8 protein-coding genes, 2 tRNA genes and 3 rRNA genes are annotated in these 15413 nt (G+C 56.4%); 7 read left to right on the forward strand and 6 right to left on the reverse strand.

Annotation, left to right across the window (positions count from 1 at the left end; translation table 11 throughout):
* Positions 1–10: 10 nt before the first annotated feature.
* From AC3IUE_RS03465 to AC3IUE_RS03490, 6 genes are all read right to left on the reverse strand, one after another.
* Complete coding sequence (locus tag AC3IUE_RS03465; RefSeq protein ID WP_489265576.1) at positions 11–937, reverse strand: ABC transporter permease; 927 nt, start codon at positions 935–937, stop codon at positions 11–13.
* Positions 937–2043, reverse strand: a complete 1107-nt coding sequence (locus AC3IUE_RS03470) for an ABC transporter permease (RefSeq protein WP_489265578.1) — start codon at positions 2041–2043, stop codon at positions 937–939. Before AC3IUE_RS03470 ends, AC3IUE_RS03465 begins: the two co-directional genes overlap by 1 nt.
* An 11-nt stretch (positions 2044–2054) precedes the next feature.
* Positions 2055–3620 carry an ABC transporter ATP-binding protein gene (locus AC3IUE_RS03475; RefSeq protein WP_489265580.1) on the reverse strand — a complete coding sequence of 522 codons (1566 nt, stop codon included), beginning with the start codon at positions 3618–3620 and terminating at the stop codon, positions 2055–2057.
* 531 nt (positions 3621–4151) lie between these two features.
* Entirely contained in the window at positions 4152–4733 is a 582-nt protein-coding gene (locus AC3IUE_RS03480) for an IMPACT family protein (RefSeq protein ID WP_489265582.1), read from the reverse strand.
* A 7-nt stretch (positions 4734–4740) separates the two neighbouring features.
* Entirely contained in the window at positions 4741–5391 is a 651-nt protein-coding gene (locus AC3IUE_RS03485) for a TetR/AcrR family transcriptional regulator (RefSeq protein ID WP_056746120.1), read from the reverse strand.
* Positions 5392–5476: 85 nt separating this feature from the next.
* On the reverse strand, positions 5477–6397 hold the full coding sequence (locus tag AC3IUE_RS03490; protein ID WP_056746118.1) for a LysR family transcriptional regulator: 921 nt from the start codon (positions 6395–6397) through the stop codon (positions 5477–5479).
* A 124-nt stretch (positions 6398–6521) separates the two neighbouring features.
* Here AC3IUE_RS03490 and aptA point away from each other — a divergent pair, with 124 nt between their 5' ends.
* The 7 genes from aptA (at position 6522) to rrf (ending at position 15361) form a co-directional block, all read left to right on the forward strand.
* Positions 6522–7871 (forward strand): omega-aminotransferase AptA, encoded by a 1350-nt coding sequence (gene aptA / locus AC3IUE_RS03495; RefSeq protein WP_046044701.1) that lies wholly within the window; start codon positions 6522–6524, stop codon positions 7869–7871.
* 78 nt (positions 7872–7949) lie between these two features.
* Positions 7950–9443, forward strand: a complete 1494-nt coding sequence (locus AC3IUE_RS03500; protein ID WP_489265585.1) for a CoA-acylating methylmalonate-semialdehyde dehydrogenase — start codon at positions 7950–7952, stop codon at positions 9441–9443.
* Positions 9444–10068: 625 nt separating this feature from the next.
* Positions 10069–11607 (forward strand): 16S ribosomal RNA (locus tag AC3IUE_RS03505).
* A gap of 161 nt (positions 11608–11768) precedes the next feature.
* Positions 11769–11845, forward strand: a tRNA-Ile gene (locus AC3IUE_RS03510).
* Between the two features lie 27 nt (positions 11846–11872).
* Positions 11873–11948, forward strand: a tRNA-Ala gene (locus tag AC3IUE_RS03515).
* Positions 11949–12197: 249 nt separating this feature from the next.
* Positions 12198–15089, forward strand: a 23S ribosomal RNA gene (locus tag AC3IUE_RS03520).
* 156 nt (positions 15090–15245) lie between these two features.
* Positions 15246–15361: ribosomal RNA gene (gene rrf, locus AC3IUE_RS03525) — 5S ribosomal RNA — on the forward strand.
* Together the 16S, 23S and 5S rRNA genes with 2 tRNA genes alongside form the textbook arrangement of a ribosomal RNA operon.
* The last annotated feature ends 52 nt before the right edge of the window (positions 15362–15413 follow it).

The raw sequence follows: 15413 nt of genomic DNA on the forward strand, positions 1-15413 counted from the left end.
CGGCCAGCCTCTAATGCCCGGCCTGCCACGGCTGCCCCAACGACACCGGCGCAAACAACCGCGTACGCAGCGCATCCCGCGACAACAGCACCAACACCACAATGGTCGCGACATACGGCAGCATCGCCAACAGACTCGACGGAATCGCCAGCCCCAACCCCTGCGCCACCAAATGCAGAATGCTGGCGAGCCCGAACAGATACGCCCCCAGCAGCAACCGCCACACCCGCCAACTGGCAAACACCACCAGTGCCAGGGCAATCCAGCCGCGGCCGGCGCTCATGTTCTCCGCCCACATCGGCGTATAAGCCAGCGACAAATAAGCCCCAGCCAACCCGGCCATCGCCCCACCAAACAGCACCGCCAACGTGCGCACGCCCAACACCGGTAAGCCCATGGCACTGGCCGCATCCGGATTTTCCCCTACCGCCTGAATGATCAGCCCGACGCGACTTTTAACAATCACCCAGGCCACCAGCGCAAACAACGCGAACGACAGGTACACCAACAGATCCTGCGCAAACAGCATCCGCCCGATCAGCGGGATTTCACTCAAATAAGGAATCGCCACCGGCTCAAAACCCGCCAGCGGTTTACCAACCCACGCCGCGCCGACAAAGGTCGACAGGCCCACACCGAAGATCGTCAGCGCCAACCCGGTGGCCACCTGATTGGCGTTGAACACCAGCGCCACCAGCGCAAACAGGGACGACAACAGCATCCCGGCGAGCATCGCCAGCAACACGCCGAGCCACAAGTTGCCGCTGCTCAACGCGACGATAAAACCGATCACCGCACCAAACAGCATCATGCCTTCCTGGCCGAGGTTCAGAACGCCGCTCTTCTCGCAGACCAATTCACCTAAAGCCACCAACAGCAACGGCGTACCGCAGCGGACCATGGCGTAGAAAATATTGCTCAGCAGATCGATATCCATCACAGCGCTCCTGCTTGTACGGCGGTGGCTTGTGCGCGACGGGACCAGCGCAGGTTCAAACGCGGTCGGTAGAGAATCAGCACGTCACTGGCCAGCAGGAAAAACAGCATCATCCCCTGGAACAATTGGGTGATTGCCTGGGGCAGATTCATGCTCATCTGCGCGCTCTCTCCACCGATGTACAGCAGTGCCATCAGCAGGCTGGAAAACAGGATGCCAATGGGATTCAACCGTCCGAGAAACGCCACGGTGATCGCGGCATAGCCGTAACCCGGCGAGACTTGCGGCACCAGTTGGCCGATCGGCCCGGTGACTTCACACACGCCGGCCAGCCCCGCCAATCCTCCGCTGATCAACAGCGCCAGCCAGATCAGCCGCTTCTCGCGAAAGCCGACGAACCCCGCTGCGCGCTGGTCCAGCCCGAGCACTTTGATCTGGAATCCGATAAAGCTTTTCTGCAGCAACACCCACACCGCCACCAACGCGAGCAAGGCGAAATACACGCCCATGTGGACCCGCCCGTCCTCCATCAGCAGCGGCAAACGGCTGGCATCACCGAACATCGCTGATTCGGGAAAGTTGAACCCCGCCGGATCCTTCAACGGCCCATGTACGCAGAACAGCAACAGGTTCAGGGCGATGTAATTGAGCATGATGCTGGTGAGGATTTCGTTGGCGTTGAATCGCGTACGCAACCACGCCGTCAGCCCGGCCCACGCGGCACCGGCCAGGGTGCCGACAAGCAGGATCAACACCAGTGCCCAGCGACTCTCCATGCCGATGATGTTCACCGCCAGCGCACTGCCGGCCAGCGCGCCAAGCAGCAACTGACCTTCGGCGCCGATGTTCCAGATTCGCGCTTGGTACGCCACCGCCAGCCCCAACGCGCAGAGCAAAATCGGCAGCGCTTTGACCAGCAGTTCGGAGATGCCATACAGGTCGCTAATCGGCGCGATGAGCAAGGTGTGCAAGGTCAGTAACGGGTCATGCCCCAGCGCGATAAACAGCAGCGAGCCACAGCCCAACGTCAGGACAGCCGCCAGCAATGGCGAGCACCACAGCATCAGGCGCGATTGCTGGCCACGAAGTTCGAGAGAAAGCAGCATGTGAAACTCCGTTAAACCGTTGCGGGTGCGAGTGATTGAGGGGCGTCGAACTGGCCGGCCATCCAGCCGCCGACATCGATCAGGCGGGTGTCGACCGTGGGCTTGAGCGGTGACAATCGACCACCGCACAAGGCGCCGAGGCGGTCGCTGATCTGGAACAGTTCGTCGAGGTCTTCGGAGATCACCAGGATCGCCGCGCCGGCGTCGCGCAAGGCAATCAGTGCGCGGTGAATGGTCGCGGCAGCGCCGACGTCCACGCCCCAGGTCGGGTGCGCGGCCACCAGCAGTTTCGGTTGCTGCAGGATTTCCCGGCCGAGGATGAATTTCTGCAAGTTGCCGCCGGACAGGCTGCGGGCCGGTGTCTGGGTGTCGGGCGTCTTCACCCCGAAGCGACGGATGATTTCTTCGGCCAGCGCTTCGACCTTGTCGCGCTGGATCAGTCCGTTGCTGACCAGCCCTTGTTGAAAGGCGGTGAGCAGAGCGTTGTCCGCCAGGCTCAAGTCCGGCACCGCGCCATGACCCAGACGTTCAGCGGGGACGAAGGCCAGGCCCAGTTTGCGCCGTGCATCCGGCCGCAAATGAGCCACCGGTTGCCCGGCGAAACTGATCGTTGCGCCGTCGTTGCGGCTGAGCGGTTCTTCGCCGCTGAGCAGGGCCAGCAACTCATCCTGACCATTGCCCGCGACACCGGCGATGCCGACGATTTCACCGCTGCGCACTTCAAGCTCAATGTCATTCAGCGAGCATCCGAACGGGTCCGGGTTGTGCCAGGACAATCCGCTCACACTCAAGAAGACATCACTGCCGATCACCTTCGGATAATCGGTAATCAACTCGGCCGCTTCACCCACCATCAACTGCGCCAGTTGCCGATCCGAACACTCGAGCGGCACGCAATGCCCGGCCACCCGACCGCCGCGCAACACCGTGGCGCTGTGACACAACGCGCGAACTTCACCGAGTTTGTGGCTGATAAACAGAATGCTGCATCCCTCGGCCGCCAGTCGGCGCAAGGTGACGAACAATTCGTCGGCCTCCTGTGGAGTCAGCACCGAGGTCGGCTCATCGAGAATCAGCAGGCGGATGTCCTGCATCAGGCATCGAATGATTTCCACCCGCTGGCGTTCGCCGATCGACAGGCTGTGGACAAGTCGCTCCGGCTCCAGCGCCATGCCGTAGCGCCGGGAGACTTCACGAATCTTTGGCTCAAGCTGTTTCGGTGTACCAGCCGCCGCGCCCATCGCCAAGGCAATGTTCTGCGCCACGCTCAGCGTCTCGAACAGCGAGAAATGCTGGAACACCATGCCGATCCCGAGGCTACGAGCCTGAGCCGGGTTGCGCAGAGTCACGCGTTGCCCTTGCCAGTTCATCTCACCCGAGTCCGCGTGGGTGACGCCGTAGATGATCTTCATCAGCGTACTTTTACCCGCGCCGTTTTCGCCAAGCAGGGCATGGATTTCGCCAGGGGCTATGCTCAAGTCGATAGCATCGTTGGCCAGGCAACCGGGGTAGCGCTTGCTGATTCTGCGCAGTTGCAGACGAGGTGTTGGATCGGGGATCGGCACGGGGTTAGGCATGACAGGCTCGGGTCGATTGAAGTGATGCCGGTGGACACAGCAATTTCCTGGCCATTGAGTCAGAAAAAATCAAATGCGTTACAGATAAAGGCTTTGAGGACGGCGCCTTGCCCTATGTCGATCCCGAACCAGGCACCACTTGAGGGCAGCGCCGTTGATCAGGCTCCGGTTTTGCTCAGGGTGTTTGGTCAAAAAACGAGCAACTGGCGGCAAGCCATACCGGACATGGGGCGGCGACAGCCATGAACGGGTTATCCACAGATTGCTCCACAGTATTTGTGCGCAAGCCCGAAGCTCGGGCATAAGCACTGAGTGGCTTTCTTCTAAAGGTGATAAACCGCGCTAACTGATTGTTTTTGCGTGGATTTAGTTTTTTTGGTGGCAGATTGGACGAAAAGTGAGCAAAGCCCGCAAAGCCGCATGACAGAAGGGTTACAGCCGGGTGTGCTCAGGTTATCCACAGCCGGGTGCACAGTAGATGTGGGCAAATGCACTGGTTCGACGAAAGGGCGGTGAACGTTGTTGGTGCGATTAGTGCTGCAACAAAATGCGTCCGCGACTCAAGCCCGCCAGCTGCGTTTGCAGGGTATCGATCTGGCTTTCGCCGATCGCCAGTTGCAGGTCTACGCCGTTGGCCGTGAACGTTTCTTCCACAACCAATCCACCCAGTTCCGCCACCCGAAGCTTCACCAGCGGCAACTCTGCAAAAGCACAGGCGCAACTCACCGGCACCCGACTGATCAACTCAACCTTCGCCGCCGCTTGCAGGCACTTGTTGGCGCCGCCGCCATACGCCCGGGCGAGGCCACCGGTGCCGAGTTGAATGCCGCCATACCAACGAATTACCAGCACCGCGACTTGATCGCAATCCTGCGCGTCGATTGCCGCCAGAATCGGCCGGCCAGCGGTGCCGCCGGGCTCGCCATCGTCAGTGCTGCGGTATTGGTCGCCAAGTTTCCAGGCCCAGCAATTGTGCGAGGCATTCAGATCGCTGTGCTGTTCGATGAACGCCTGGGCTTCAACAGGGCTGCTGATTGGCGCGGCGAAAGTGATGAAGCGGCTTTTGCGAATCTCTTCGCGGTACTCGCAAAAACCGCTGAGGGTAAAAGGCATAAGTGTCTTAGATCGTTGGCGTCAGGCCGCAGCCCTTGAGAATGATGCGGATCAGGTTGTTGCCGGCGTCTTCCATGTCCTGCTTGGTGAGCTTGGTACGCCCGCTGACACGGCAGATCTGTGTGGCGAAATCCGCGTAATGCTGAGTGCTGCCCCACAACAGGAAGATCAGGTTCACCGGGTCGACCGGGTCCATTTTGCCGGCGTCGATCCACGCTTGGAACACGCCCGCCCGGCCCTGGAACCAGGCGCGATAATCCTGGTTGAAGTATTCGGTCAGGCATTCGCCGCCGCTGATCACTTCCATCGCGAAGATCCGCGAGGCTTGCGGCTGACGGCGGGAGAATTCCATCTTGGCGCGGATGTAACGCGTCAGCGCTTCGGCCGGATCATCATCAAAGGTCAGGGTGTTGAAGGTGCTGTCCCACAACTGGAGGATGTTGCTCAGCACCGCCACGTACAAACCGAGTTTGTTGGTGAAGTAGTAATGCAGGTTCGCCTTGGGCAACCCGGCATTCAGGGCGATGGTGTTCATGCTGGTGCCTTTGAACCCGTGACGAGCGAACTCGTCTTCGGCGGCTTTGATGATGGTCTCTTCGTTCTTCTGACGAATGCGGCTGGCAGGTTTGCCGCCGTGAGCGGGGACTTCAAAGGTCATAGGCACTTCCGAGCAAGTGAGTGGGTGCAACCAGTGCGTTGATAGCGCACCCACCGGCATCAGACAAGTCCTGACGCGATAAAACCTAGCGTGTCGCCGCCAGGCTCTCCAGAAAACTCTCCAGCACCAAATGCGGGCGACGGCCCTTGCGTGTGACCGATGCAAGGCTCAGGTCATAAAAACGCACCTTTGGTTTCAGCGCACGTAATCGGCCTTGCTGCACCCAGAGGCTGGCGTAGTGGTCCGGCAGGTAGCCGATGAAGCGTCCGGTCAGGATCAGGAACGCCATGCCTTCACGGTCCGAGGCACTGGCGGTGCAATTGAGCGCTTGGTAATGGGCCTGGATTTCCGCAGGCAAACGGAAGGTCGGCGCGATGGCGTCCTGGCTATTGAGGCGCTCGTCATCCAGTTGTTTATCGTCGACATAAAACAACGGATGACCTACCGCGCAATACAGCAGCGAGCGTTCGCTATAGAGCGGCTGATATTCCAGCCCCGACAGCGCGCTGGCCTGCGGCACCACGCCGACATGCAATCGACCGTCGAGCACGCCTTGTTCGACTTCATTGGGCGCGATCATGCGGATCTGAATCTGCACGTCCGGACCGCGTTCCTTCAATTGCGCCAAGGCGTGGGTGATGCGCATGTGGGGCAGGGTGACCAGGTTGTCGGTCAGGCCGATGGTCAATTCGCCGCGCAAGTGTTGGTGCAGGCCGTTGACCTCGGTGCGGAAACTTTCCAGCGCACTTAATAGCTGTAAGGCCGATTGGTAAACCTCGCGGCCTTCCTCGGTCAGGGAAAATCCGGCGCGACCGCGTTGGCATAAGCGCAGACCGAGACGCTGCTCCAGATCACTCATTTGCTGGCTGATGGCCGAGCGACCGATCCCCAGCACCGACTCCGCTGCCGAGAAGCCGCCGCACTCCACCACACTGCGAAAAATCCGAAGCAGGCGGATATCAAAGTCACTGACTTGCGCCAGCGGATCGGGGCGACGGCTGCTCATAGTTTAGTGATGACCTGACTGAACGTTAGAAGAGTTGGATTTCACCGACTTTATCCCCGTGGCAATTTAGCTGCAAGAACGCTTTTGATCTCTATGCCGCTTATTGCCCTGCGAGGTTTTGCCCATGAACTTGCCTGAAAACAACCCGACTTCCCTGGCCAGCCAGCTCAAGCTCGATGCTCACTGGATGCCCTACACCGCCAACCGCAATTTCCAGCGCGATCCGCGACTGATCGTGGCGGCAGAAGGCAGTTGGCTGATCGATGACAAGGGCCGCAAGGTTTACGATTCGCTCTCTGGTTTGTGGACCTGTGGCGCCGGGCATACCCGCAAGGAAATTCAGGAAGCGGTCGCCAAGCAATTGGGCACCCTCGATTACTCGCCAGGCTTCCAGTACGGCCATCCGCTGTCGTTCCAGTTGGCTGAGAAAATCACCGACCTGACCCCGGGCAATCTGAATCATGTGTTCTTCACTGACTCGGGCTCCGAGTGCGCTGACACGGCGGTGAAGATGGTGCGTGCTTACTGGCGCCTGAAAGGCCAGGCCACCAAGACCAAGATGATCGGTCGTGCCCGTGGTTATCACGGCGTGAACATCGCCGGTACCAGCCTCGGTGGCGTGAACGGCAACCGCAAAATGTTCGGTCAGGCGATGATGGACGTCGATCATCTGCCGCACACGCTGCTGGCGAGCAATGCCTACTCCCGTGGCATGCCGGAGTTGGGTGGTATTGCTTTGGCCGACGAGCTGCTGAAGTTGATCGAGCTGCACGATGCGTCGAACATCGCCGCCGTATTCGTAGAGCCACTGGCCGGATCCGCTGGCGTGCTTGTTCCGCCGCAGGGCTACCTCAAGCGTCTGCGCGAAATCTGCGATCAGCACAACATCCTGCTGGTGTTCGACGAAGTGATCACCGGTTTCGGCCGTACCGGCAAAATGTTCGGTGCCGATACCTTTGGCGTCACCCCGGACCTGATGTGCATCGCCAAGCAAGTCACTAACGGCGCGATTCCGATGGGCGCGGTGATTGCCAGCTCCGAGATCTACCAGACCTTCATGAACCAGGCGACGCCGGAGTACGCGGTGGAATTCCCGCACGGCTACACCTATTCCGCGCACCCGGTGGCTTGCGCTGCTGGCCTGGCAGCACTCGACCTGCTGCAAAAGGAAAACCTGGTGCAGAGCGTGGCCGAAGTCGCGCCGCATTTCGAAAATGCGCTGCACGGTCTGAAGGGTTCGAAAAACATTATCGATATTCGTAACTACGGCCTGGCCGGTGCAATCCAGATCGCGCCGCGTGACGGCGACGCCATTGTGCGTCCGTTCGAAGCGGGCATGGCGTTGTGGAAAGCCGGGTTCTACGTGCGCTTCGGCGGCGACACCCTGCAGTTCGGCCCAACCTTCAACAGCAAGCCGCAAGACCTTGATCGTCTGTTCGACGCGGTCGGCGAAGTGCTGAACAAGATCGACTGATTCTTCCCTCTATTCCCTCTAATAGAAAGAAAGGCGCCCTTTGAAGGGCGCCCGTGGACAACTTTTCAGGAGTGCTGCATGAGCCTTATCCCGCATTTGATCAATGGCGAACTGGTGACCGAAGAAGGTCGCACGGCCGATGTGTTCAACCCGTCTACCGGCCAGGCGATCCACAAGCTGCCGTTGGCCGGCCGCGAAACCATTCAAAAAGCCATCGACTCGGCCAAGGCTGCGTTCCCGGCTTGGCGTAACACTCCGCCGGCCAAGCGTGCGCAGGTGATGTTCCGCTTCAAGCAATTGCTGGAGCAGAACGAAGCGCGTATCGCTCAACTGATCAGCGAAGAACACGGCAAGACGCTGGAAGATGCTGCTGGTGAACTGAAGCGCGGTATCGAGAACGTTGAGTTCGCTTGTGCTGCACCGGAAATCCTCAAGGGTGAATACAGCCGTAACGTCGGCCCGAACATTGATGCCTGGTCGGACTTCCAGCCGTTGGGCGTGGTGGCCGGTATTACGCCGTTCAACTTCCCGGCCATGGTGCCGCTGTGGATGTATCCGCTGGCGATCGTCTGCGGCAACTGCTTTATCCTCAAACCCTCTGAACGTGATCCAAGCTCCACGCTGTTGATCGCTCAATTGCTGGTGGAAGCCGGTCTGCCTAAAGGTGTGCTGAGTGTGGTGCACGGCGACAAGGCTGCGGTGGATGCGCTGATCGAAGCGCCAGAAGTCAAAGCGTTGAGCTTTGTTGGTTCGACGCCGATTGCCGAGTACATCTACGCCGAAGGCACCAAGCGCGGCAAACGCGTTCAGGCACTGGGTGGCGCGAAGAACCATGCGGTGCTGATGCCGGATGCGGATCTGGATAACGCGGTCAGCGCATTGATGGGCGCGGCTTATGGTTCTTGCGGTGAACGTTGCATGGCGATCTCGGTGGCTGTGTGCGTCGGTGACCAGGTGGCGGATGCGCTGGTGGCCAAACTGGTACCGCAGATCAAGGCGCTGAAAATCGGTGCCGGTACTTCATGCGGTCTGGACATGGGGCCGCTGGTTTCCGGTCAGGCTCGCGATAAAGTCAGTGGCTATATAGAAGACGGTGTTTCTTCTGGTGCGACCTTGGTGGTGGATGGTCGTGGTCTGAGCGTGGCCGGTCATGAGGAAGGTTTCTTCCTGGGTGGCTGCCTGTTCGACAACGTCACGCCGGAGATGCGTATCTATAAAGAAGAGATCTTCGGACCGGTGCTGTGCGTTGTCCGGGTTAACAGCCTGGAAGAGGCGATGCAGCTGATCAACGATCACGAGTATGGCAACGGTACCTGCATCTTTACCCGTGATGGGGAAGCGGCGCGTTTGTTCTGCGACGAGATCGAAGTCGGTATGGTCGGCGTCAACGTACCGCTGCCGGTACCGGTGGCTTATCACAGCTTTGGCGGCTGGAAGCGCTCGCTGTTCGGCGACTTGCATGCGTATGGTCCGGATGGCGTGCGTTTCTACACCCGTCGCAAGGCCATTACCCAGCGCTGGCCACAGCGGGCGAGCCATGAAGCTTCGCAGTTCGCATTCCCTAGCTTGTAAGTAGAAGGGAAGAAGGCCGGCCCCTTGGGGCCGGCCTTTGCGTTTAGGGGCTGTTTTTATCTATATGACAGAATTATGAAGATAGGTGTTGACGGCAGATTCTGGAAGTCTATAATTCGCCCCACTTCCGGCGCAGTCGAAACGGAAAACTCCTTGGTAAACAATGAGTTATGCAGTTTTCGACAGCGAGTTGCTTCAGCTTATCGAAGCCCAGAAGGAGTCGGTCAGGCAGGGTGGTTTAGCTTGATTGACGGTTCGATCTTCTCGGTCGAAAGCGGTGTAAAAGAGGTGTTGACAGCAGCTACTAACGCTGTAGAATTCGCCTCCCGCTAACGAGAGATCGAAAGCGCAAGTGGTTGAAGTTGCAAAGGAAATTTTGAAAACTTCGGAAAATAACCGCTTGACAGCAACAGAGGCTGCTGTAGAATGCGCGCCTCGGTTGAGACGAAAGATCTTAACCAACCGCTCTTTAACAACTGAATCAAGCAATTCGTGTGGGTGCTTGTGGAGTCAGACTGATAGTCAACAAGATTATCAGCATCACAAGTTACTCCGCGAGAAATCAAAGATGTAACCAACGATTGCTGAGCCAAGTTTAGGGTTTCTTAAAAACCCAAAGATGTTTGAACTGAAGAGTTTGATCATGGCTCAGATTGAACGCTGGCGGCAGGCCTAACACATGCAAGTCGAGCGGCAGCACGGGTACTTGTACCTGGTGGCGAGCGGCGGACGGGTGAGTAATGCCTAGGAATCTGCCTGGTAGTGGGGGATAACGCTCGGAAACGGACGCTAATACCGCATACGTCCTACGGGAGAAAGCAGGGGACCTTCGGGCCTTGCGCTATCAGATGAGCCTAGGTCGGATTAGCTAGTTGGTGAGGTAATGGCTCACCAAGGCGACGATCCGTAACTGGTCTGAGAGGATGATCAGTCACACTGGAACTGAGACACGGTCCAGACTCCTACGGGAGGCAGCAGTGGGGAATATTGGACAATGGGCGAAAGCCTGATCCAGCCATGCCGCGTGTGTGAAGAAGGTCTTCGGATTGTAAAGCACTTTAAGTTGGGAGGAAGGGCATTAACCTAATACGTTGGTGTCTTGACGTTACCGACAGAATAAGCACCGGCTAACTCTGTGCCAGCAGCCGCGGTAATACAGAGGGTGCAAGCGTTAATCGGAATTACTGGGCGTAAAGCGCGCGTAGGTGGTTTGTTAAGTTGGATGTGAAATCCCCGGGCTCAACCTGGGAACTGCATTCAAAACTGACAAGCTAGAGTATGGTAGAGGGTGGTGGAATTTCCTGTGTAGCGGTGAAATGCGTAGATATAGGAAGGAACACCAGTGGCGAAGGCGACCACCTGGACTGATACTGACACTGAGGTGCGAAAGCGTGGGGAGCAAACAGGATTAGATACCCTGGTAGTCCACGCCGTAAACGATGTCAACTAGCCGTTGGGAGCCTTGAGCTCTTAGTGGCGCAGCTAACGCATTAAGTTGACCGCCTGGGGAGTACGGCCGCAAGGTTAAAACTCAAATGAATTGACGGGGGCCCGCACAAGCGGTGGAGCATGTGGTTTAATTCGAAGCAACGCGAAGAACCTTACCAGGCCTTGACATCCAATGAATCTGCTAGAGATAGCGGAGTGCCTTCGGGAACATTGAGACAGGTGCTGCATGGCTGTCGTCAGCTCGTGTCGTGAGATGTTGGGTTAAGTCCCGTAACGAGCGCAACCCTTGTCCTTAGTTACCAGCACGTAATGGTGGGCACTCTAAGGAGACTGCCGGTGACAAACCGGAGGAAGGTGGGGATGACGTCAAGTCATCATGGCCCTTACGGCCTGGGCTACACACGTGCTACAATGGTCGGTACAGAGGGTTGCCAAGCCGCGAGGTGGAGCTAATCCCAGAAAACCGATCGTAGTCCGGATCGCAGTCTGCAACTCGACTGCGTGAAGTCGGAATCGCTAGTAATCGCGAATCAGAATGTCGCGGTGAATACGTTCCCGGGCCTTGTACACACCGCCCGTCACACCATGGGAGTGGGTTGCACCAGAAGTAGCTAGTCTAACCTTCGGGAGGACGGTTACCACGGTGTGATTCATGACTGGGGTGAAGTCGTAACAAGGTAGCCGTAGGGGAACCTGCGGCTGGATCACCTCCTTAATCGACGACATCAGCTGCTCCATAAGCTCCCACACGAATTGCTTGATTCATTGAAGAAGACGATAAGAAGCAGCCCTAACAGGTTGTAGCTTAGTTGGTTGGAACGCACCCCATGCTCTGTGGTAAAGAGCAGGGTGAGGTCGGCCTTAAAGCTCGAAATTGGGTCTGTAGCTCAGTTGGTTAGAGCGCACCCCTGATAAGGGTGAGGTCGGCAGTTCGAATCTGCCCAGACCCACCAATTTTGTGTGGGAACCTGTAGAAATACGGGGCCATAGCTCAGCTGGGAGAGCGCCTGCCTTGCACGCAGGAGGTCAACGGTTCGATCCCGTTTGGCTCCACCACTACTGCTTCTGTTTGTTGAAAGCTTAGAAATGAGCATTCCATCGTGATGATGGTGAATGTTGATTTCTAGTCTTTGGCTAGATCGTTCTTTAAAAATTTGGGTATGTGATAGAAAGATAGACTGAACGTTACTTTCACTGGTAACGGATCAGGCTAAGGTAAAATTTGTGAGTTGCTCTTAATTGAGTATTATCGAATTTTCGGCGAATGTCGTCTTCACAGTATAACCAGATTGCTTGGGGTTATATGGTCAAGTGAAGAAGCGCATACGGTGGATGCCTTGGCAGTCAGAGGCGATGAAAGACGTGGTAGCCTGCGAAAAGCTTCGGGGAGTCGGCAAACAGACTTTGATCCGGAGATGTCTGAATGGGGGAACCCAGCCATCATAAGATGGTTATCTTAAGCTGAATACATAGGCTTAAGAGGCGAACCAGGGGAACTGAAACATCTAAGTACCCTGAGGAAAAGAAATCAACCGAGATTCCCTTAGTAGTGGCGAGCGAACGGGGACTAGCCCTTAAGTGGCTTTGAGATTAGCGGAACGCTCTGGAAAGTGCGGCCATAGTGGGTGATAGCCCTGTACGCGAAAATCTCTTAGTCATGAAATCGAGTAGGACGGAGCACGAGAAACTTTGTCTGAATATGGGGGGACCATCCTCCAAGGCTAAATACTACTGACTGACCGATAGTGAACTAGTACCGTGAGGGAAAGGCGAAAAGAACCCCGGAGAGGGGAGTGAAATAGATCCTGAAACCGTATGCGTACAAGCAGTGGGAGCCCACTTTGTTGGGTGACTGCGTACCTTTTGTATAATGGGTCAGCGACTTATTTTCAGTGGCGAGCTTAACCGAATAGGGGAGGCGTAGCGAAAGCGAGTCTTAATAGGGCGTCTAGTCGCTGGGAATAGACCCGAAACCGGGCGATCTATCCATGGGCAGGTTGAAGGTTGGGTAACACTAACTGGAGGACCGAACCGACTACCGTTGAAAAGTTAGCGGATGACCTGTGGATCGGAGTGAAAGGCTAATCAAGCTCGGAGATAGCTGGTTCTCCTCGAAAGCTATTTAGGTAGCGCCTCATGTATCACTGTAGGGGGTAGAGCACTGTTTCGGCTAGGGGGTCATCCCGACTTACCAAACCGATGCAAACTCCGAATACCTACAAGTGCCGAGCATGGGAGACACACGGCGGGTGCTAACGTCCGTCGTGAAAAGGGAAACAACCCAGACCGTCAGCTAAGGTCCCAAAGTTATGGTTAAGTGGGAAACGATGTGGGAAGGCTTAGACAGCTAGGAGGTTGGCTTAGAAGCAGCCACCCTTTAAAGAAAGCGTAATAGCTCACTAGTCGAGTCGGCCTGCGCGGAAGATGTAACGGGGCTCAAACCATACACCGAAGCTACGGGTATCACTTAGGTGATGCGGTAGAGGAGCGTTCTGTAAGCCTGTGAAGGTGAGTTGAGAAGCTTGCTGGAGGTATCAGAAGTGCGAATGCTGACATGAGTAACGACAATGGGTGTGAAAAACACCCACGCCGAAAGACCAAGGTTTCCTGCGCAACGTTAATCGACGCAGGGTTAGTCGGTCCCTAAGGCGAGGCTGAAAAGCGTAGTCGATGGAAAACAGGTTAATATTCCTGTACTTCTGGTTATTGCGATGGAGGGACGGAGAAGGCTAGGCCAGCTTGGCGTTGGTTGTCCAAGTTTAAGGTGGTAGGCTGGAATCTTAGGTAAATCCGGGATTCTAAGGCCGAGAGCTGATGACGAGTTACCCTTTGGGTGACGAAGTGGTTGATGCCATGCTTCCAAGAAAAGCTTCTAAGCTTCAGGTAACCAGGAACCGTACCCCAAACCGACACAGGTGGTTGGGTAGAGAATACCAAGGCGCTTGAGAGAACTCGGGTGAAGGAACTAGGCAAAATGGCACCGTAACTTCGGGAGAAGGTGCGCCGGTGAGGGTGAAGCATTTACTGCGTAAGCCCATGCCGGTCGAAGATACCAGGCCGCTGCGACTGTTTATTAAAAACACAGCACTCTGCAAACACGAAAGTGGACGTATAGGGTGTGACGCCTGCCCGGTGCCGGAAGGTTAATTGATGGGGTTAGCTAACGCGAAGCTCTTGATCGAAGCCCCGGTAAACGGCGGCCGTAACTATAACGGTCCTAAGGTAGCGAAATTCCTTGTCGGGTAAGTTCCGACCTGCACGAATGGCGTAACGATGGCGGCGCTGTCTCCACCCGAGACTCAGTGAAATTGAAATCGCTGTGAAGATGCAGTGTATCCGCGGCTAGACGGAAAGACCCCGTGAACCTTTACTATAGCTTTGCACTGGACTTTGAATTTGCTTGTGTAGGATAGGTGGGAGGCTTTGAAGCGTGGACGCCAGTTCGCGTGGAGCCAACCTTGAAATACCACCCTGGCAACTTTGAGGTTCTAACTCAGGTCCGTTATCCGGATCGAGGACAGTGTATGGTGGGTAGTTTGACTGGGGCGGTCTCCTCCTAAAGAGTAACGGAGGAGTACGAAGGTGCGCTCAGACCGGTCGGAAATCGGTCGTAGAGTATAAAGGCAAAAGCGCGCTTGACTGCGAGACAGACACGTCGAGCAGGTACGAAAGTAGGTCTTAGTGATCCGGTGGTTCTGTATGGAAGGGCCATCGCTCAACGGATAAAAGGTACTCCGGGGATAACAGGCTGATACCGCCCAAGAGTTCATATCGACGGCGGTGTTTGGCACCTCGATGTCGGCTCATCACATCCTGGGGCTGAAGCCGGTCCCAAGGGTATGGCTGTTCGCCATTTAAAGTGGTACGCGAGCTGGGTTTAGAACGTCGTGAGACAGTTCGGTCCCTATCTGCCGTGGACGTTTGAGATTTGAGAGGGGCTGCTCCTAGTACGAGAGGACCGGAGTGGACGAACCTCTGGTGTTCCGGTTGTCACGCCAGTGGCATTGCCGGGTAGCTATGTTCGGAATAGATAACCGCTGAAAGCATCTAAGCGGGAAACTAGCCTCAAGATGAGATCTCACTGGGACCTTGAGTCCCCTGAAGGGCCGTCGAAGACTACGACGTTGATAGGTTGGGTGTGTAAGCGCTGTGAGGCGTTGAGCTAACCAATACTAATTGCCCGTGAGGCTTGACCATATAACACCCAAGCAATTTGCTGACCTGAAAAGGCACCAGATTGCGGTGTGTGAAGACGAAACGAACCGAAAGTTCGAGATACTCACAAAACACCTGCTGTCACATACCCAATTTGCTGAAGCGAGACCAACAGGTCACGACTCAGTACCCGAATTTCTTGACGACCATAGAGCATTGGAACCACCTGATCCCATCCCGAACTCAGCAGTGAAACGATGCATCGCCGATGGTAGTGTGGGGTTTCCCCATGTGAGAGTAGGTCATCGTCAAGATTAAATTCCGAAACCCCTATCTGCGTATGCAGGTAGGGGTTTTGTTTTGTCC

The organism is Pseudomonas sp. GL_093 (assembly GCF_057837605.1).